Annotated in this window: 12 protein-coding genes and 1 pseudogene; 7 read left to right on the forward strand and 6 right to left on the reverse strand. The window is 43.9% G+C overall.

Annotated features, from left to right (window positions below):
* Positions 1 to 372: 372 nt before the first annotated feature.
* From L8S15_RS03735 to L8S15_RS03745, 3 genes are all read left to right on the forward strand, one after another.
* Entirely contained in the window at positions 373 to 2,139 is a 1,767-nt protein-coding gene (locus tag L8S15_RS03735) for a sodium:solute symporter family protein (RefSeq protein ID WP_010431362.1), read from the forward strand.
* Positions 2,140 to 2,298: 159 nt separating this feature from the next.
* Entirely contained in the window at positions 2,299 to 3,723 is a 1,425-nt protein-coding gene (gene uxaC / locus L8S15_RS03740) for a glucuronate isomerase (protein WP_016784293.1), read from the forward strand.
* A 9-nt stretch (positions 3,724 to 3,732) separates the two neighbouring features.
* A complete protein-coding gene (locus L8S15_RS03745) occupies positions 3,733 to 5,739 on the forward strand; it encodes a heparinase II/III family protein (RefSeq protein WP_280572016.1) in 2,007 nt (668 codons plus the stop codon).
* Between the two features lie 180 nt (positions 5,740 to 5,919).
* Here the strand turns inward: L8S15_RS03745 and L8S15_RS03750 are convergent, their stop codons facing one another.
* Positions 5,920 to 7,431, reverse strand: coding sequence for a DUF1214 domain-containing protein (locus L8S15_RS03750; RefSeq protein WP_010431355.1), 1,512 nt, complete (start codon positions 7,429 to 7,431; stop codon positions 5,920 to 5,922).
* Between the two features lie 111 nt (positions 7,432 to 7,542).
* On the reverse strand, positions 7,543 to 8,331 hold the full coding sequence (locus tag L8S15_RS03755) for a hypothetical protein (protein ID WP_280572017.1): 789 nt from the start codon (positions 8,329 to 8,331) through the stop codon (positions 7,543 to 7,545).
* 128 nt (positions 8,332 to 8,459) lie between these two features.
* Here L8S15_RS03755 and L8S15_RS03760 point away from each other — a divergent pair.
* Together L8S15_RS03760 and L8S15_RS03765 are read left to right on the forward strand one after the other, a co-directional pair.
* A pseudogene (locus L8S15_RS03760) lies at positions 8,460 to 9,394 on the forward strand (LysR family transcriptional regulator).
* A 274-nt stretch (positions 9,395 to 9,668) separates the two neighbouring features.
* Positions 9,669 to 9,944, forward strand: a complete 276-nt coding sequence (locus L8S15_RS03765) for a hypothetical protein (RefSeq protein ID WP_010431347.1) — start codon at positions 9,669 to 9,671, stop codon at positions 9,942 to 9,944.
* Between the two features lie 126 nt (positions 9,945 to 10,070).
* Here L8S15_RS03765 and L8S15_RS03770 read toward each other — a convergent pair whose 3' ends face one another.
* A complete protein-coding gene (locus L8S15_RS03770; protein ID WP_280572018.1) occupies positions 10,071 to 12,680 on the reverse strand; it encodes a hybrid sensor histidine kinase/response regulator in 2,610 nt (869 codons plus the stop codon).
* Positions 12,673 to 13,908, reverse strand: coding sequence for an acyl-homoserine-lactone synthase (locus tag L8S15_RS03775; protein WP_016767888.1), 1,236 nt, complete (start codon positions 13,906 to 13,908; stop codon positions 12,673 to 12,675). The genes L8S15_RS03770 and L8S15_RS03775 overlap by 8 nt, the downstream gene beginning before the upstream one ends.
* A gap of 439 nt (positions 13,909 to 14,347) precedes the next feature.
* On the opposite strand from L8S15_RS03775, the gene L8S15_RS03780 reads away from it, so the two are divergent.
* Together L8S15_RS03780 and L8S15_RS03785 are read left to right on the forward strand one after the other, a co-directional pair.
* Complete coding sequence (locus L8S15_RS03780; protein ID WP_016794522.1) at positions 14,348 to 16,786, forward strand: M9 family metallopeptidase; 2,439 nt, start codon at positions 14,348 to 14,350, stop codon at positions 16,784 to 16,786.
* A 297-nt stretch (positions 16,787 to 17,083) separates the two neighbouring features.
* Positions 17,084 to 17,458, forward strand: coding sequence for a cystatin domain-containing protein (locus tag L8S15_RS03785; protein ID WP_010431338.1), 375 nt, complete (start codon positions 17,084 to 17,086; stop codon positions 17,456 to 17,458).
* A 164-nt stretch (positions 17,459 to 17,622) separates the two neighbouring features.
* Here L8S15_RS03785 and L8S15_RS03790 read toward each other — a convergent pair whose 3' ends face one another.
* Entirely contained in the window at positions 17,623 to 18,201 is a 579-nt protein-coding gene (locus L8S15_RS03790) for a hypothetical protein (RefSeq protein ID WP_010431336.1), read from the reverse strand.
* A gap of 209 nt (positions 18,202 to 18,410) precedes the next feature.
* A complete protein-coding gene (locus tag L8S15_RS03795; RefSeq protein WP_016794523.1) occupies positions 18,411 to 20,009 on the reverse strand; it encodes an isocitrate lyase in 1,599 nt (532 codons plus the stop codon).
* Positions 20,010 to 20,136 lie beyond the last annotated feature (127 nt).

Consider the following 20,136-nt stretch of genomic DNA (forward strand, 5'->3'; position numbering starts at 1 on the left):
GAGGCTGGCTTTTTTATATCAGGAGTTTGGATAACTAATAGCTGATGTTTAGTTAATACCAAAGCAATCGGCGCCTGAGTCATGGCTTGGTATACCTCCTAGACGCGTAATTTGGTCGCTATACCCCTAGGTTACTTGATCTATTTTCGCCCCTTCTCGCCACGATGTATCTAAATATCCATCAATGATCTTTTTAAATTAAAAAGCGCAGAACTCAATAATCCAAACTCGATCTCATTTGTATGACTTTTGCATTGTTTGGATCACAAAAATCACAGGAAACCCTTAAATAAAATATCGTTAATGTAATAATGAAACGGTATTTTAAAAATTAAATCACTTAAACGGAACAATAATGAAAAGGGGTTCGTAATGAATATCGACATGCTCGTTGTTGGTGTCTACTTTATCTTTATGATAGCGATTGGCGTCATCTTCAAACGTTTTGCAGGCAGTTCTACCAGTGATTACTTTCGTGGAGGAGGCAAGATGTTGTGGTGGATGGTTGGCTCTACCGCATTCATGACGCAGTTTAGTGCCTGGACATTTACTGGCGCTGCGGGTAAAGCTTTTACCGATGGGTTCCCAATCATGGTTATTTTCATGGCGAACGCATTTGGCTTTCTACTTTCGTGGTTGTTCTTTTCATACCGCTTTCGACAAATGCGTGTTGTTACACCTATTGAAGGTGTGCGTCGTCGCTTCGGTGCAACGAATGAACAAGTGTTTACGTGGGCAACAATGCCGACAAGCGTGGTCTACACCGGTATTTGGCTAAATGGTCTCGCACTTTTCGTTAGTGCTGTGTTTAAAGTTGATATCGAAACCACGATCGTTGTGACTGGTTTGATTGTTCTCTTTATTTCGGTGTTGGGCGGAGCGTGGGGTGTAGTAGCTTCAGACTTTGTACAAATGGTGGTGATAATGGCGGTGACCGTGGTTTGTGCGGTAGCTGCATTGGCAAAAATTGGTGGCCCAGCGAATCTTATCGAGCAATTCCCTGCCGACAGTGTCATGGGCTCTGATATGAACTATCCATTGCTGTTCGTATCTTGGTTTATCTTCATGTTCGTTAAGCAATTGCAAAACATCAACAACATGCAAGATTCTTATCGCTTCTTAACGGCAAAAGACTCTACTAACGCACGTAAAGCCGCCCTACTTGCGTTCGTATTAATGCTGATTGGGCCGGCGATTTGGTTCTTACCACCCTGGGTAACGGCAATTATCTATCCTGAAGCGGCAACTGTACATGCGGCTGAACTTGGTAGTAAAGCAGCGGATGCAGTTTACCTAGTGTTTGTCGAAAACGTCATGCCGGTTGGTATGGTGGGACTGCTTATGTCGGCTGTATTTGCGGCAACAATGTCTTCAATGGATTCAGGTCTAAACCGAAATTCAGGTGTGTTCGTGCGTAACTTTTACGCACCAATCATAGACAAAAACGCGGATGACAAGAAGCTGATGCGAGTGAGTCAATTCATGACTATGGTCTTCGGCATATTGATCATCATGGTAGCTCTGTTCATTAACTCTCTTCGTGGCTTGAGCCTTTTCGACGCAATGATGTACGTAAGTACGCTGTTACAGATGCCAATTCTAGTGCCGTTATTCTTCGGTATGTTTATTAAGAAAACGCCCGACTGGGCAGCTTGGGCGACATTGGCTGTGGGCATGCTGGTGTCTTACATCGTGAGTTTTGTGCTTACAGCAGACGTTGTTGCCAATTTATTAAACTTAGAGGTTCCGTTCACGGGACGTGAAGCGAGTGACCTAAAAGTTCTGCTTGGGGTTATTGGGCACCTTGTGATCACGGGTGGTTTCTTCTGTCTAACAACTAAGTTCTACAAAGAGCCAGTGGGCAAAAGAAATACAGAACTTAAAGAGTTTTGGAGTGATGTTGCGACTCCTGTTATCGAAGAGGAAGGACAAGATGAAATGGATCGCCAACAACGCGATATGCTAGGCAAGCTCATTCTGGTTTTCGGTGCACTTGTAACGGCGATGGTACTAATCCCGAACCCGTTCTGGGGTCGCATGGCCTTTGTCTTCTGTGGCGCGGTAATTGTGACTGTGGGTTCTCTGTTATTAAAGAGTGCGAGAAAAACGCCTCGTTTAGAAATGTCTACATCCAAGTAATCAGCAACAACTAGTTAGATAAAAGTAACACGAGTATAGGTCAGAGAGAGTGTCTCTCTGGCCTATAGAACCACCTCGTAGAGGGGCTTTAGGAAACAATTTCATGACTGAGTTTTTCCCTAAAGTTTATCAATACAGTTTTTTATAAGAGTTTGAATTATGTCTTCATACATACATAAAGATTTTCTATTGAAGGGGGACACTGCTAAGCGTTTATATCACGATTACGCGGCAGGGCTTCCCATTATTGATTATCATAACCATTTAGAGGCCAAAGAGATTTATGACAACCATCAATACGACAATATTGCTCAGGCTTGGTTGAGTTGCGATCACTACTTGTGGCGTGCATTACGAAGTAACGGAGTCGATGAGTATTACATCACAGGTGATGCGAGTGATTATGAAAAGTTTCAAAAGTGGTGTGAGACCATGCCGTATCTGATCGGCAATCCGCTGTATCACTGGTGTCACTTGGAGCTTAAGAAATACTTCGGTCTCGATTTACTGCTCAACTCAGAGAATTGCGAGGTTATTTGGCAACACTGTAATCAAAAACTCAGCCAAGAGTCTCACCGATTCCAAAGTCTGCTTAAAGAGAGTCGAGTCGATACCTTGTGCACCACTGATGATCCACTTAGCGATCTGAGCTATCACGATAAACTGAATCGTTCAGGATTTTCTGTACAAGTCTTGCCGACATTTCGTGCTGACAGTCTGATTGAAATAGAGAATCAAAGTAGTTTTCAAAATACACTCAATTCACTGGCGTTCATCACTGACATTAATGTCGTCGATTTTGCAAGCTACGCTCAAGCAATCACGTCTCGTGTGGACTATTTTGCCCAGCATAACTGTCGATTATCTGACTTGGGGTTAAAAGTTGTAGATTTTTCACACTATCACCCTGATGTACTTGATCAAGCTATAGCAAAGGTCAAACGTGGTGATGCGCTGAATAGTGAAGAAATTTCGCAGTTTAAGACGGCCGTTTTTGAAGTGCTTGGCAAGGCTTATCATAAGCATGGTTGGTCGATGCAAATTCATATTGGAGTGTTAATTAATGTGAATAAGCGGCGCTTTGATGATCTAGGTGGCGGTACGGGTTTCAGTGTTATCAGTGACAACCCAATTGCAGAAAACCTGAGTCATTTATTGAGTTTGTTAGATCAAGACCGCCAACTCCCTCAGACTATCGTATATAGCCTTAACCCGAAAGATAGCTCAGTGCTTGGGTCAATCATAGGCGCCTTTCAAGACAGTGATGCGCAGCCAGGTAAAGTCCAGCTTGGTTCTGCGTGGTGGTTTAACGATCATAAGGCGGGTATGGAAAAACAACTTCAAGATCTAGCAAATTTAGGGGCTCTAGGACGCTTTGTCGGAATGTTAACCGACTCTCGCAGCGTATTGTCACTCTCTCGTCATGACTATTTTCGTCGCATTTTATGTAACTTACTCGGTAAGTGGGTCGATGACGGGGAATTACCGAATGATGAGCCTTTGCTTAAACAGAGTGTCGAGAATATCTGTTATCAAAATGCCAAACAATACTTCAATTTTCATCCATCTAAAGATTTAGTATAGGTATCCATTATGCTGCAGTTTACCTCTCAGGAAATGGCGGTCATTCGTCAAAATGCCAGCCAAGAGATAATCGAACAAATTATTCAAGATAATCAGGTTGTGCTTACTTCAGACACTCTCGTTCCACCTGATGCCCGCGCAACATGGAATTTATATTATTTTTGCCCCACGCATGGGGTTCGCTTAAGTTGGGATAGAGACCGACCCACTGAACATGTATGCCCTGTTGATGGCGAGGTGCTTACTGGGGAACCTTATGACGGAGCATGGTGGCGTTGGCTTAATGGGCTCAATTCGAAAGCGTGTAATGACCTAGGCTTGCTTTGGCACATTACTCAAGACCGCAAATACTTCGAAAAAGTTCGTGAGATCTTATTAGGTTATGCTGAATACTACCCGAATTACGAAGAACATGGCGGTATTCCATACAATGGTCCAGGCAAAGCAAACGCGCAGACTCTTTGCGAAGCGAATTGCAATATTGATTTTGCCCGAGGCTATGATTTCGTTAAAGATCAGTTGAATACCGAAGAGCAATTGTTTATTGAACAGCGCTTGTTACGCGAAGGCGCTGAATTCCTGATGCAACATCGATCTGATCAATTGCATAACCATGAAATGAAAATTTCTGCGACTATTGGTGTGATAGGCTTGATACTTGGTGACCGAAAATTCATCGACTTTGCGGTGAGCACGCCTTATGGCTTGAAGTATCAGTTAGAGTATGGTGTAAAGGGGGAGGGCTTATGGTTTGAAGGTTCTATCCATTATCATTACTACGCTTTACAAGCACTTCTGAATTTCGAAAAAATGGCATGTAAAACAGAGTACTCACTACAATCGGTACCAAACTTCCATACCATGTTGGCGTTCCCGCTCAAGCTACTCATCAATACGGGTGACTTTCCACGTCTGAACGACTGTATTGCGGGTCAAGAGAAGTTAACTCATAGCCACTTGTTCGAATTCGGGTATCGTGAGTTCAGAGACGCTTTATTTGCATCGGCGTTGCAGAGCATCTATCAAGATAAGCCACGCAACAATATCGACGCACTGTTGTACGGTGTTGATGCATTACCTGTGGCAGAGCTGCTCATGTGCCAGTCTATTCATGCAGAACAATCAGGCGTCACGATCATGCACGATCGAGAGCACGATAACATGCTATTAATTAAGCACTCTCCGTATGGTGGTGAGCATGATCACTATGATCGACTAGGGATGATCGTTACTCGAAATGGTAAAGAAATTTTGCCTGACTTGGGAACAACAGGGTACGGTGCTGAACTGCATTATGGGTATTATAAAAATACGGTGACGCACAACACCTTGGCGGTGAATCAGAAGAATCAACCGCCAGCCAACCCTCAGGTGAATACGTTTGTAAAAGAACAGTCCTACGAATGGTTAGACACACAAACAGATTGGTGTGGTGAGTTACCGACGGTCGATAGCCATACTATTGTTCAGTGGGATTTAGCCGCGTACAAAGACGTTGTGTTTCGTCGTCAAATTCTGTGGTTAGGGGATGTGGCGATTGAATTCAATACCGCGGAAAATCCTCACCAACAACAGTTGGATTTGGTCTGGCATATCAGAGGACAACACTGTGCTTTGGCAGAGGCACAAGGTTGCGACAATCCACTAGATGGGCCTTTAGCAAGAATGACGAGTTGCCATGAGATGCCTCTTAAAGCGTCCACTAATTTACGTTATTCGATTGATGGACAAACCGAATTTAATCAGCAGCTGATAACGGATAGTTCAGCGACTCTGTTGTTGGGGTATGCGCCAGACAACCCTGCAACCAGTGATTTAGCTTACACGATTTTGCGTAGCCAAGAAGCGGTTCTTAAAGTTGCCACGGTACATAATTTGACGCAAAACGATGAGGTTCGAGTTTCTGATATCGAGTGGTGCTCGGATGTTATCAGTCTAAGGTTGATAAGAAATGGAGTAGCGCAATCCATTTCAATTAACCAAGAAACGGGTGTTACTTTATTCGTCGCTGATTAACTTGTTAGCTACTTTCCATCGACTCTTCACCTTGGGTTAGGTTCCTAAGACGATTCCCTTAGTTTTTACTATTTAGCCAAAGTAAAAAAGAGGAACCCTGAGGCTCCTCTTTTGTTTTGATCTGTAAGCCTGATAGTTATTTGTGGCGTGAACAGATCATATGTGACTCGCTTTTGATGATCAGTTCACACGCTTGAAGTTAGGCAATAAGGTTTCTGGCTGCTGCGTTACAAACGCTTTACTTGGTGAGTAGGCACGGAAGTAAACAAACCAGTTTTCGTCTTCTCGGGTTTGCACCCAGTTAGCCTCATTCACACCTGCTGGTTTAGTTGGCGAGAAGTGGAAGGTGTAATTACCTTGTGCGTCTTTGACCGTTCCTTCGATGTTTGAACCTACATCGGCACGCTCAATGTCGTTGTCGATGATGGCGCGGTTCTCAACGTTATAAACAGTGATCGTCCAGAACAAATCGGCGAAATTAACATCGCCATCCAACGTCAAAGTATAGTGATTGCTGCCATTAAGCCCATTTGCATTGTCATCACGGTAGTTGTCTAGGTAGATCTGACCCCAACCGCCGTTTTCAAAACCGTGCATGGCAATATCGTTGGTCACCGCTTCATAAAACCAAGCCGCACGTCCATCGAGATCCATACCGTAGTCACGATCTTGGTTCGGAGTCGAAGCGGTTGCTATTTCCCACGAATTACCTTCATTACCGTAAGCTGCGTGTGGCAAGCGTTCCGTTTTGTTGAAGTCGATGTTCTTAACCATAGCTTCACCCATGACGACAGCTTGCTCTAAAATGTCACGCTGCTGAGCTGATGGGGCAAATGCTTCGTCTTTCTCAATACCCAGTGGGCGTAGCATGTCGTGCATCATGCGATCACGCTCTGCTACCGGCTCAGCTTGAATGGCTTCATTCAGCGTATTCCAAAATGCCATGCCTCTTGGGTGTTTGGCATCTTCACCACGCTCAGGGAAGTTTACGCCGTTATCACTCAGTGGCTTACCGTTGAGGTCTGTAATTTTGAGAGCCTCTAAGTCTTTCATACGTTGCTTATCTGACTCTGCCATTAAGCGAACACCGAAGAAAACGTAGTTGGTATCCGATTCAAATACCTTAGCGCCTTTTGGCAGATTACTCGGTGTTTCTGCTCCTTTGGCTTTTACCACGTAGACGCCTGGCTCTGTCATCTGAGAAATACCAATTTGCCACATGGTGTGTACTGCGCCGCGCAATTCATCTGTGGGAATTTCTATAACAACGGGCTCTTTCTCTACGTTAAACCAAGTAATCGCGTAAGGCGTAGAGGTGTTGTAAGTTAAGCCTCCTAGCTTAGATTCGTGAGACTCAACATAAGTAATTTGGCCGTCCTCAGCACCCATATCAGCATAGGCTTGTTTCCATGCGTAGTTTGAAACTAAAGGTACCGACCAAATGTAAGCTTGTGACGCACGCTGATAGTCCATCAGTTCAAACAATTGTGCTGAGCTTTCTTGTGTTGGAATACCGTGAAGAAAGTCGGTTTCGAAAGTGAAGTCTCCCGCGCGTGTTTGAAGAGTTTCTGTTGGGTTATCGTTTCCTGCAATCGCTGTTGCTGAAAACAAGGCCGTTACAGAAACAAGCATCGCTGTCGATCGTAGTGGGCAAGTGAGAGTGCCGGCTATTGCTTTAGATAAAATGTTCATGTTGTGTCCTCAAAAATTCGAAGCTTGTTTTTTTTATTTGAAGCTTCTCGCTGAATTTGAAACCGTTCGTTAGAAATGCTCAGTTAAAACTGCTTTGTTAGAAATGTTTAGTTAAAACTGATAGTTAAATTCGATGCGGTGATCACCGTCTTCGATACTGGTGTTTTCAGTCCAGTTTGCGAAATAACGAACGTTGGCTCTTGGAGTGATCTGATAGCTCGCTGCAAACTCATGTGCGAGTACAGAATCACTGCCCTCAAAGCCAAAATCTTTGAATGTTGAAGACCCCGACATTGTGCCTAAATACATTGGGTTATAGTTCAGCCAAATCTTGTCAGTCAGTTGCATCTTGGCGTACATACCTGCGACGTAGAAAGTACCGTGCATGTTGTAGCGGTCGCGAAGCTGATCGGCGTCGAGATTGCCTCCAGTGCCTTCAACCAATTCTTCACCTGCAGCAACACCGACACCCGCAAGCGGGTAGAAGTTAAACATGCCCATTTGTGGTAATGCTTGAATAAAGCTGTAAGACGCACTGCCTTGGTTGCTATCGAAATCCCAAGACATATCAACCTGAGTGCCTCGGCCGTTAGTTAGGTCTACACCAAAGTTTCTAAAGCGGATGGAATCAATACTGTCGTCTGCATCTCGACCGTTCCAACCAATAGCCTCACCAGCGATACCTTTGATTTCAAACACATTCATGCCCATGGTGGTATCACTACCAGTGTCGTAGGTTTGTCCAACTTTTAGGTTTAAGCCCTTGTCGGTGTAGCCGAAGCCGGCTTGTGTGTAGACCGCCAATGGGTCTGACATATCTTGAATTTCGGCCTCTTCCGCGAGAACGTTACTTGCTAAAAAGAGAGGGGTTAGAGTTAGGATGGAACGTTGTAATAACATAGTTGCCTCATAGAGTTATCTCACTACATCCGTGTCTTCGTGAAGGTGGGATAACTATACAAAGTGGACTTTGTTAAGTTAATTCATATAAACTTAACCATTCGTTAAGCAGTGCTTTATGGTGTCTCATGAAACTGAACAATGTCGATCTGAACTTATTGAAAGTGTTTGTGGTGGTGTATCAGGAAAAGAGCTTGAGAAAAGCGGCTGAGAAGTTGTTTGTCTCGACACCTGCAGTTAGCCAAAGCATCAAGAAACTTAAAGAATCCTTAGGTGAAGAATTGTTTGTGCTGTCCCATCAGCAGTTTTTACCCACGCCTTATTCGGACGACCTGTATCGGCGCGTTTTTCCGTTATTGGATGGATTGGTCACGGCGATAGAAGAAGGAAAACAGTTTAATCCCGTGGACCTCAGTGAAGATTTTAAAATTGATGCGAATCCTCATGTTCTGCCTTGGTTGACTCCCGCACTGTTTCATCAGCTATCAGTAGAAAGTCCATTTTCAAGACTGATAAGCCATACTAGCTCCCAAAATTCCCTAGAAAGACTTAAGAGTGATGAGATTGATTTTGTCATTCATTTCGAAGCTGAGAATTTGCCTGCTGAGATCATTGCCGTACCTCTCGTGACCTTAAAGTTTGTACTGGCAGTAAGAGAAGGTCATCCTTTCAAGGCGTCCATCGCAACGATTGATGATTTGTTGGCGTTCCCTTTCGCTCATGTTGACCTCGCTTACTTCGACCAAAACAAGCACTCGCGATTGGAAGAGGAAGTCATAAGCCAAGGTAAATCGATTAACATGGCGCTTCGGACTACTTCTATCGTTGGGTTAATTGAAACGATCAAGCACTCTAATATTATCGCCCCTTGTATGCCTCCTGTGATTGAACAACATAAAGGTGTATTGCGCTCAATCGCGATTGAGGGATTGAGGGATTGGAAGAGGGAACCGAGGAGATGGAGGTGTTCGCCTATCTTCATAAGAAAAACCAACATTCAGCTAAATACAAATGGCTGCTGGATTTGATTGAAACGGCGATGGCAGAGGCTAATCACCAGTAAGGGCGAGCTTTGTTTTCTACTTTTTAGAGGCCCTAGCCTCTGAATACCTCTTCGATACATGATTCCAACCAGCGCATTTTCGGTTGATTGCGATGTTTACGCCCGATAGTCATGCCTATGTCGCCATTTGGCATGTTGGGCATGTGAGGAAACTGCACAAAGGAAAATTCATTTGAAAGCGAATTGGCCAGTAGCTTTGAGCATGGGAATAATACGTCGCTCTGTTTCACTATAGACAATAAGCTGCCAAGAATGGAGGATTCCAACACCAAACTTGGACTTTGTAGGGCGTGGTGGTTATTACTCTTTGACAACCTATGGTGCGGACGGTTGGATTGATTCTGAGCATTTCTATGCGTCGGGCGAGTCCATGCGTGATAACGGTGATGGCACGGTGTCAGTGACATTTAACTGTGGCTCAGGTGAAGCTTATGATTTTGAAGTGTCTGAAGGCTGGGCGGGAGTGTTGCACTTATATGAGCCAGTCGATGTGGATGAAACTTTGGAGTACATGGAAACGCTGCGTCAGATCGAGATTAAAGAGCTTTAGTATTTCTTCTAATTCCTGAAATATCCCCAAATAAAAATCCCCTCAAGAACCTTTCTTGAGGGGATTTTTTATCAGTCGTTGATTAACTTGTTAGCCATTAGTCATTAGCCATTAGTCATTAGCCATCTACTCTTCACCTTCGGCTTCTTTGGAAGCATTTGACGCCCAGCCTTTATCAAGCCAGTTATCGAGCACGTGTTGCAGTGCATTCAAAGAGGTTGGTTTCTCTAGGCGACCATCCATCAACTGGCTGATCATATCTAACTCGTTCTGTCCTGATTCGCCGGACAAAGCAATGATTGGCGTTTGAGGAGAGCGTGCCTTGATGATTTGGCTTGCGTCAAAACCATTCATTATCGGCATTTGTACGTCCATTAAGATCAAATCGACCTTGTGTGTTTTGAACAGCTCAACGGCGTTCTCACCGTTTTTGGCTTGTAAGCTATTTACACCAAGTCGACTCAGGTACATCTGAACAAGCGTGCGTTGTACTTCTTTATCATCGACGATAAGCACGGTTGGAGCCAAATGGTTTTCTGGGGTTACTGTACTTCTTGGTTCTGAATGTTGCGTTTCCGCTTGGTTATCTGGCTTAACCTTGGCGTTGGTTTTGTTTTCAGTTGCGGTTTGATTACTTTTCCAATCATTGAAGTAAGGCGTACGAAGCGCATCTGCTTTGGGTGCATTTGGCACCACAGGGAAGTAAAGGTGGAATTCTGTAAACTCACCAAGTTTAGAGTGGCATTCAACTTTGCCGCCAAATGAACGCATCACGCGTTGGCAATAACCTAATCCTAGTCCACTACCTCCACTTTTTTGATAAGAGAAGAAGTCATCAAAGATCTTGTGAGCTATGGTTTCGTCAATGCCCGGGCCTGTATCTCGGAAGATCAGAACGTTCTCGTATGATCCGGCTTTAGTGCTGATCTCTATTTGGCTTTCTGGATAAGAATCAAAGTAATAGATCGCATTCCGTATCAGGTTGAAAATGACAAAATTGAACAAGGTTTCATTGAGTTTTACTACAAAATCAGCATGTTGTGGTAAACGAATTCGCTCAATAATCTTCTCATTCTCGAAACCGTATTGGCTTACCGCCTGATCCACCGCTTTGTGAATAGAGGTCATGGTAACGGGACCGTGCTCCGGAGAACTGTCACTGACTTCGCGTAAGATGATATCAATCAGCTGACGCCCACGCTGAATAGCCGTTTGGCCATTCTCGATATCGAGTAATATCTGTTTAGCCGGTGCTTGGTTATCAATATGCTGCTTTAGCACTTCAAAATGTAATTGTACTTGAGCGAGAGGATTACGCATTTCATGAGCAATCGAGTTAGCTAGTGCTCGGCTTTGGCGAATACGACGATCGGCTTCGATGGTACTTTGCACACGAGTTAATAAGGTTTGCAGTGCTAGGATCTCTTCATTAGAGAACATCTGGTCGTTATTCTTGTGTGACGATATCAATAAGTGCGAAACAGACTGGCCTTTGCCGAATAGAGGCATAACCAAGGCGGTGTTATTCGAGCTCATTTTGTCATAAAGCGCCTTGATAGAGCTTTTCGTAGGCTCTGAGTAATCGAGTTCTTCAGAAAGTTCATCGAATAACAATACGGACTTATTGGTTGAAAGGTACTCTTCGTAAAAAGTCTCGTTGTAGTTGCTATTGACGAGGCGCAGTTTGTCTTCTGGTATCTGCAGCAGGTTACCTAAACGACGCATCGCATCATCAATCGAAAGTTTGAAATCGTCTTCCAAAGCAAGGATTTGTTGTACTGGCGTTTTCTTGTTTCTGTAAACCAAGAGGGAGGCGTAGTGGCTCACGCGTTTGTAGAGTACATGCCAAGTAATGCCTATCAGCGCACAGATAGGAATGGCTACTAGCCACTGATTGTCATCGGTCAGTGGGATGAAGATTGCACCGAAAGGTATCACTAGAATCGCGCAGACTAACAGCGCGTTGAGACTCATATAAGCGAGGTATTTCACACTGTAAAAGCGTGAAGTAAGCAGGGCATAACCAACGAACATCATCTCACTAATCGATAAAGCAGGTGGTAGCCAGGTCAGTGAGAAATCACGCATGAAGTAGGTCATGCCAAGGTGAATGGTCGCAGTTGAAAGCATGAAAACTAAGATGCCCGCAATCATGTAATTTGTCTTGGCGAGTATGAGTTTGCTGCTATTGGTTCGCATAGCGACAAGGTTGGTTAAGGTTAGGACAACAAAGCTCACCAGTCCGATAAAGAAGTATGGCGTATGAGGACCAAACTCAATAACGAATTGGCTTGGGCCGGTAATATCGACGTGTTCAACGGTTAATCCTGGACTTAAATTAATAAACAGGGAATAGACAGATGAGCTGACGAAAATGGCTTGTTGCCATAAGTGTACTTTGCCATTGCGTTGCTCGGCTGCGAGCTGACACGAGAAGTAGTAGGCGAAGGCAAACGCAAAGAAAGATGCAAGGTTGGCAAATTTTGCCGCAAACACAGCGGCCGAAGCGCCAAGTTCCGGTAACAACTCAGTATGGAAATAAGCATTGCTACCAATCCAAGCAATGATGCAGACGGAATAAGCAATGTAAGGTACATGATGCGTGCCTGCGATTACTTCTCTTTTTTGTTTAAGGCGATAGCAATAGTAGAGCAACCACATTACGACGATTGCTGCCGTCATTAGGAGCGTTATTGCTTTGGCATAAGCGATCGCCTCTAGGCCGAAATCAAACATGTTCATCTCTTTTTACTGAACTGGATTTATCTACTGAGCTTACTTTTTCTATAGAACTGAGCTTTCTATTGTCCCGCACTGTGCGCTTGTAGCGACGAAAATCGGTGTTATTGAATACTTTGGTCATCACTTCGAAATTCCAGAACCCACGATAAATGGTTGTACCGTCGTCATTCAACTCGCAATATCCAGAATGGAAATACGCTTTGGGATCGGTAGCTTGATAAAATTGGAGCATGAAAGGTTGCTCGATAATAGTGAAGCCGACTTTGTACTCTATTTGATGTAAGGCATTCATCAATTCTTTCTGAGCAAGGTAGAGAAAATAGAGTTTTTGTTGAGTATTGCCACTTACTGTCAAGCGCAACACTTCACACACAGCGTTTTTGTCAGACAATTGTAACTGGAAGTGATTATCAAATTCTACGAGAGAATGACATTTCGGCAGTTTTGGTGGTGTGAAAAGTTGTAATCCTGCTAAATCATCGTAACCCTGCTTAGGTAAACAGTATTGCCATTGTTCATTGCTAAATGGTGGCGCGTAACTTAGCCATGTTTCATTCTTCGACCAATCTTGAATTAAGGCAGATGAGACCAGCGTAGTGTGTACTTCACCAGTTGGATGTTTGAGTAAGACAAAGTGTTTACCTGTTTGTGATAGGTGCAGTAAAGGTAACATTTCAAACCATTTCTCACCTTTGATGAAAACCTCAAGGTTGCATAAAGCAATGGCATCACAGATTGGCATGGCTTGAGGGTGGCTGGGTATTTGTACCACAAGTGAAGAAGCTTCTATCTGTTCAATAATTGCACCGTAATAAGCACTGTCTTTGATAGGTAGTTCTACATGAAGTGTCTCGTTCACATCGATGGGTGCCTTTGCTTTTATCCAGGCAATTTCACATTCACACCAAAAATCTAACCAATGCTTATAACAGTGGCCAACGATGGCTTCCAGCGAAGCCATTTCTATCGACAAAGTGTTTGGATATCGTTGTAGGAGATCGCGGTAGCTCATCAATTCAAATAATACAGATAAGCTTTTGTTTTGATGTTTAGGGAAGAGCGATTCTAATTGGCTTCTGCGATAGTCTGTAATGGTTTGGAAAAGCACAGTACGTTCTTGAGGCAGATAGGCGTTGAGCATGATCTCGATCAGCGTTCGCTGTTTCTTTTCGATAGGCAGACTGCTAGCCAACAGTGAGTCTAAAGACAACTTTAATTTCATGGAGTTAACTTAGCCTAGGTTTATATAATAGTTATTATTTGGTCTGCACGAGTCATGATTTACGAGCACTAATTTTAGTATTGATATGTGGTACGCCACTAACAGGGTAATAGTGACTTTACCTGTGCTCGCACTGTATAAAACATGTTGCACAATTGGGCGCAAGTTTACTACTTGTGCTCGTCCTTAACAATATAGCTTTATCATATCTGTTTTAATTAACATGAAAATAAACTGTCTTACTATCAACAGTTTGTATGTGTTAGTTGTAGTTTTAATATGATCTAATCAGGTGAGCATAAGCTTTTAAATTTATAAAATTATGAAAAATATCTATTTTTTGAACCAATCTCATAAATCATAAGCAACTAGATTCACCTTGATAATCGCAAGGAATATAACGGCGAGCCAAAATATATAATTAACTAATGAGTGTAGTATGTCTCATACCCGTTTATTCCCGCGTCATCGTTTGGCGATCGCTTGCATCCTTGCCAGTGTTTCCAGCTTCTCTTTTGCCGAACATCAATGTGATGTCATTGATCTTCAACAGGCCGCTGATCTTGCTCTTTCTGTCTCTGCTGCAAGTAATAGGTGCTATGGATCTTGGTTCTCTGCACCGGAAAATGCATTAAATAATATTTATAGTGAAGCGAGTCTTAGCCGCATTCAAATCGCGCTGAGCTTGGAAGTTGCCGGCTATCGAGGGGAAGAACAACAAGCCCGTAAAATCGAAAACCTTGGTGAGTTTGTTCGTGCCGCTTATTACGTTCGCTATAACGCGCAAGCTGAAGATTTCTCTAAAGCCTTGAGTCAACGTTTTGCTCAATCGACCAATGCTTTTCTTGCGAATACAAATGCATTAGACCAAGGTCGCGAACAAGTCGGGGCAATGAAGAGCCTGACGTTAATGGTCGATAACGTTAAGCAATTGCCACTAACAATGGATGCTCAACTTGCGGCATTACGTCACTTTAATCAAGAAACGGCGCAAGACTCACAATGGGTCGACGGGTTAAACAACCTGTTTCGAGCAATGGCAGGGCACGCAGCTAGAGATGACTTCTACGATTACATGGCGAGCCATACCCAGCACATCGATACGTTGGCGGTATTCGCTCGTGATAACACGTGGGCTTTAGATACTGATGCGAGCTTCCTTGTTTATAACGCCGTGCGTGAAACCGGTCGTTTGCTGGCAAGCCCAGATAAATCAACGAAAGACAAAGCGCTGCGTTTTATGCAGCAAGTGATGGTACAAAACCCACTTGGTAGTGAGCATGACAAGCTTTGGTTAGCGGCGGTTGAGATGATGGGGTATTACGCGCCAGACGGCTTGAATGGATTGGATTTAGAGCAAGCAAAGCGTGATTTATCAATGCGTGTACTTCCCAATCGTCATGAGTGCCAAGGACCTGCGATTATTCGTTCTCAAGATTTAACGCAAGCACAATCACAAGAAGCGTGTGATGTACTCGCGGGGAAAGAGGCGGACTTCCATCAAATAGCGAACACAGGTCAACAACCTGTCGCCGACGATAATAACGAGCGAGTTGAAGTCGCGGTGTTTGGCAGTAAAGGTAGCTACACTGATTACTCTGCATTCTTGTTTGGAAACACCACAGACAACGGTGGTCAGTACTTAGAAGGAAACCCATCAGAAGTGGGTAACGTCGCTCGCTTTGTAGCTTACCGTTACGCTAACGGCGATGACCTTTCAATTCTCAATTTAGAGCATGAGTACACTCACTATCTCGATGCGCGCTTTAACCAATACGGGTCGTTTAACGACAACTTGGCACATGGTTACGTTGTGTGGTGGCTAGAAGGTTTTGCTGAGTTCATGCATTACAAGCAAGGTTACGATGCCGCTGTTGGTTTGATTCGTAGCGGGAAGATGAGTTTGTCGGATGTGCTTGCGACCACTTACTCCCATGATTCTAACCGTATCTACCGATGGGGCTACTTGGCGGTGCGCTTTATGATAGAAGAACATCCTCAAGAGGTACAAAGCTTATTGGCACTGTCTCGTGCTGGCAAATTTTCAGAATGGGCACAACAAGTGAAAGTGCTTGGGCTGCAATACAATGGTGAGTTTGAGCGTTGGCTAGACACTGTTTCAAGTGAACCAACAAAGCCGACTGATCCCACAGAACCAACTGATCCTACAAATCCAACAGACCAAGCCATAGTGCTTGCAGCAAACCAAGGTGTGGTGTTGAGCGGCGAGGCGTACAGTGAGCAGTTGTTCTACGTCGATGTACCAGAGAACACCACGCATTTTGAGGTTTCGATTGAAGGTAGTGCTCTGGGTCAAAGTGATGCAGACCTTTATATGAGTTACAACAAAGAGGCGCATTATTATGATTTCGAGTTCAGTCAATACGGTAACGGCAGTAATGAAGTTGTGACGTTTGAGCCAGAAGCGTCGGGTTACATCCAAACAGGTCGTTACTACATGAGTATCGCAGGGCGCACCGATTTCAATGACGTAAAACTATTGGCATCGTTAGAAACAGAAACGCTACCACCAGTCCAAGAACAAGATGATTTAACACCAATAATCTTCGAGTCAGGTCAGCCACAAATACTTACTGTTCATCAACGCCGCTATGCTGCGGTGTATGTTCCTGAAGGTGTGCAGGAGGTGCGAGTGTGGTTAACGGATAAAAAAGCGACTCAATCAGATACCGGTAATGTCGATCTGTTTGCTAGTCGCTCATATTGGCCAACCGCAGGGAAACACGAGTATACGTCGAACTACACAGGTAGTAATGAATATCTGCAAATTCCGGTGAGCGAGGCGGGTTATTTGCATTTCTTACTCAGCGCAAACTTAGAAGGGGATGATGTTGAGATGTTGGTGTACGTTCACTAAGTAGAGAGCACCAATAAGACGTATTAAGTCAATAGTATTAATAAAAGGGCATCAGTCCAACTAGAAATGACGAAAACGTCCCCCTACCTAATTGGTCTAAATATAAGCTCAATAGCAGAACAAAAAGTCGGGCATAAATGTCCGGCTTTGTTTTTTGACACTGCTCTGTGATTATGGGTTTGGTACACCGTAATTTCTGATGAAGTGATGACATTTGAGGTTTAATCTTGACAGCATATGAAACATTGTTGCGAGTAATTGCTTGTTACTAGAGGCTTGACCTATTAGAGAGGGTTTATGAAAAAAACATTACTGGTTACTTTGGTAGGCGTTGTGGTTTTGGCTGGGTGCAGTCAGAAGGGAGAAGCTATGAACCAATCACAAGAGAATACGAATCCAATCTGTAGCACTCAAAACCTTACCGGTGGTTGGTCGAAAAGTGATATCACGCCTCAGGCAGAGCAAGCTTTAGACGCAGTTCTTGGTCAAATGAACACTGCAGCTGAGCTCAAACAAATTCTGAGTGTTCGTACTCAGGTCGTTGCTGGCTTGAACTATGCTATTGAGTTTGAAATGGATAATGGTGAGGTATGGAATACTATCGTCTATCGTTCGTTACAAGGTGATATCGAGATGATGGAAGTCGCGCAACAAGGCCGTTTGTGCCAATAAACAAGTTTAACAAATTCGGCTGTTAAGTTGGGTTGCACAGCTCAACAAGTGGTTAAAAAAATGGCTCTCAACTGAGCCATTTTTAATGTCAGTAGGAGCGGTTTAAACGTTATTAACTATTAACTAGCTAGTAGTTAATAGTTAGCTGTTATTAGCTAGCTATATTAGTTAGCCAGTTCGGGTTCCGATAACTCTTTCACGCAAGCGCGACTTATGTCTTCATCAATGTATGCCATCCCAAGTTTGTTGAGGTAGTCCATACGATCGGCATTACGTAGTTCTATGTTTGGGCCTTCAATGTTGTTCTCTTGATAGATCTGAGCCAAGTGTTCCATGAACTGCTCTCCAGCACTCATCATTAGTAGGCTCATTGCACCAACGTCAGGCCTTACTTTTTGACGTTGTTTTTCTGGTAGGTTCACTGCTAAAACGACAGGGAGTTCTGTGCCTGCAAAACGAACCGTGCGTTCTCGAACCGTTTGCTGAGCCCAGTAATACGCGAGTTCTTTACTCTGAGTAAGAAAGATAGGTTGAACGGATTCTGTGTAGTCGTTTCCAATAGTCGCCATGGTTTTTAAGGCGGCTTCGGTGAGTGATTTATCGCCAGAGCGTTTTAGCCCTTGACCTTGGATTGAAGCAAGTAAGGCTGAAGATGTACCGTGATACCAAGTATCCCCCGTCGCGAAACCATTTTCTGATAGCAGTGTTTTTGCATCTTGTAAGTGTGTAGGAATTGAAGTCATAGGCACTCTCAATAAATAGGAAAGTCAACGAACGGGAATGTAATTAGCTTAAACAGAAGTTGTTCAGTTAACCGTGGTGTGGAACACAAATCTGAGGCTTTGAGATGAAGCTTATAATAAATACAATCTTCATTTCAAAACCTCCTCCCTCCGAAAACCTAACAGGGAATGGGGAAGGAGGAGATTTTATTGGGGAAAACGGTTAGCGATTAATCAAACTGATTTGATGTATTCGCTTCACCTGCTGCTTTTAATGCATTTTCACCAGCAAAGTATTCTTTGTGGTCATCGCCCATATCTGAACCAGACATATTTTGGTGCTTAACACATGCGATACCTTGGCGAATCTCTTTACGCTGAACATTTGCAACGTAGCCCAACATGCCTTGGTCACCGAAGTACTCTTTTGCAAGGTTGTCGGTAGACAGTGCAGCTGTGTGGTAAGTCGGCAGAGTAATCAAGTGATGGAAGATACCCGCTTCGCGAGATGCGTCCGCTTGGAATGTACGAATCTTCTCGTCAGCGCTTGCAGACAGTTCCGTTTCGTCGTATTCCGCACTCATTAAGTTTGCACGGTCGTAAGCTGATACATCTTTACCTGCTGCTACCATTGCATCGTACGCTTGCTGACGGAAGTTTAACGTCCAGTTGAATGATGGTGAGTTGTTGTATACCAGTTTAGCGTTAGGATGCACTTCACGTACGCCATCCATCATCTCTTTTATTTGACCAATGTGTGGTTTCTCTGTCTCAATCCAAAGTAGGTCAGCACCCGCGTTGATTGCTTCAATACAATCAAATACACAACGGTCTTCACCTGTACCTTCACGGAATTGGTATAAGCCTGAAGGCAGACGCTTAGGACGAACCAGCTTGCCGTCGCGGTTGAAGCAAACATCACCTTCAGCCATATCAGCAACATCAATCTCTTCAACATCTAGATATGAGTTGTAGATGTCACCTTGGTCGCCCGGCTCTTTCACTACTGCGATTTCTTTTGTTAGACCAGCACCTTGTGAATCGGTACGAGCAACAATGATGCCGTTGTCGATACCCAGCTCAAGGAATGCGTAACGAAGTGCGCGAAGTTTCGCGTGGAAGTCAGCGTGTGGAACCGTTACTTTTCCGTCTTGGTGTCCACACTGTTTCTCATCAGCTACTTGGTTTTCGATTTGTAGACAACACGCACCGGCTTCAATCATCTGCTTAGCCATTAGGTAAGTTGCTTCTGCGTTACCGAAACCAGCATCGATATCGGCAATGATTGGTACTACGTGTGTCACGTGGTTGTCGATTTTGTCTTGGATAAGGTCCTGTTGATTAACATCGCCGGCTTCACGTGCTGCGTCTAGTTGACGGAATAACCCGCCCAACTCACGTGCATCTGCTTGGCGTAGGAAGGTATATAGCTCTTCTACTAGACCTGCAACCGACGTTTTCTCATGCATTGATTGGTCAGGAAGTGGACCGAAGTCAGAGCGAAGTGCTGCTACCATCCAACCTGAAAGGTATAGGTAACGACGGTCTGTCTTGCCATCAAAGTGCTTCTTAATAGAGATCAGCTTCTGTTGGCCGATGAAACCATGCCAGCAACCCAAAGACTGAGTGTATTGAGAGCTGTCTTCGTCGTAAACCGCCATATCCGCACGCATGATATCTGCCGTGTATTGCGCGATATCCAGACCTGTTTTGAATTTGTTTTGAGCTCGCATACGAGCAGCAGATTCAGGGTTAATTGCATCCCATGGTGCACCTGCAGCGCTTTTTGCAACTTCTATCATTTCGATATCTTGTGTAATTTGCGACATAACTATTCCTTAGTTTCACGTGGGGTATGGTAGCCAAATTGGCTTGGATTAAAACTTTGCTATGGACAAAGAATAACCATGCATGTGATAATTTTGTTAATTTATAGTTATTATATTCGGTATTTTT

This window comes from Vibrio sp. S/42/10 (assembly GCF_029890535.1).
GTDB classification, from domain to species: domain Bacteria; phylum Pseudomonadota; class Gammaproteobacteria; order Enterobacterales; family Vibrionaceae; genus Vibrio; species Vibrio cyclitrophicus.

Bases quoted from the DNA above. Each gene is read 5' to 3' on its own strand.
- L8S15_RS03775 (WP_016767888.1), bottom strand. From the start codon at position 13,908: ATGAAATTAAAGTTGTCTTTAGACTCACTGTTGGCTAGCAGTCTGCCT.
- L8S15_RS03795 (WP_016794523.1), bottom strand. From the start codon at position 20,009: ATGTCGCAAATTACACAAGATATCGAAATGATAGAAGTTGCAAAAAGC.
- L8S15_RS03745 (WP_280572016.1), top strand. From the start codon at position 3,733: ATGCTGCAGTTTACCTCTCAGGAAATGGCGGTCATTCGTCAAAATGCC.
- L8S15_RS03790 (WP_010431336.1), bottom strand. From the start codon at position 18,201: ATGACTTCAATTCCTACACACTTACAAGATGCAAAAACACTGCTATCA.
- L8S15_RS03785 (WP_010431338.1), top strand. From the start codon at position 17,084: ATGAAAAAAACATTACTGGTTACTTTGGTAGGCGTTGTGGTTTTGGCT.
- L8S15_RS03755 (WP_280572017.1), bottom strand. From the start codon at position 8,331: ATGTTATTACAACGTTCCATCCTAACTCTAACCCCTCTCTTTTTAGCA.
- L8S15_RS03770 (WP_280572018.1), bottom strand. From the start codon at position 12,680: ATGTTTGATTTCGGCCTAGAGGCGATCGCTTATGCCAAAGCAATAACG.
- L8S15_RS03750 (WP_010431355.1), bottom strand. From the start codon at position 7,431: ATGAACATTTTATCTAAAGCAATAGCCGGCACTCTCACTTGCCCACTA.
- L8S15_RS03780 (WP_016794522.1), top strand. From the start codon at position 14,348: ATGTCTCATACCCGTTTATTCCCGCGTCATCGTTTGGCGATCGCTTGC.
- uxaC (WP_016784293.1), top strand. From the start codon at position 2,299: ATGTCTTCATACATACATAAAGATTTTCTATTGAAGGGGGACACTGCT.
- L8S15_RS03735 (WP_010431362.1), top strand. From the start codon at position 373: ATGAATATCGACATGCTCGTTGTTGGTGTCTACTTTATCTTTATGATA.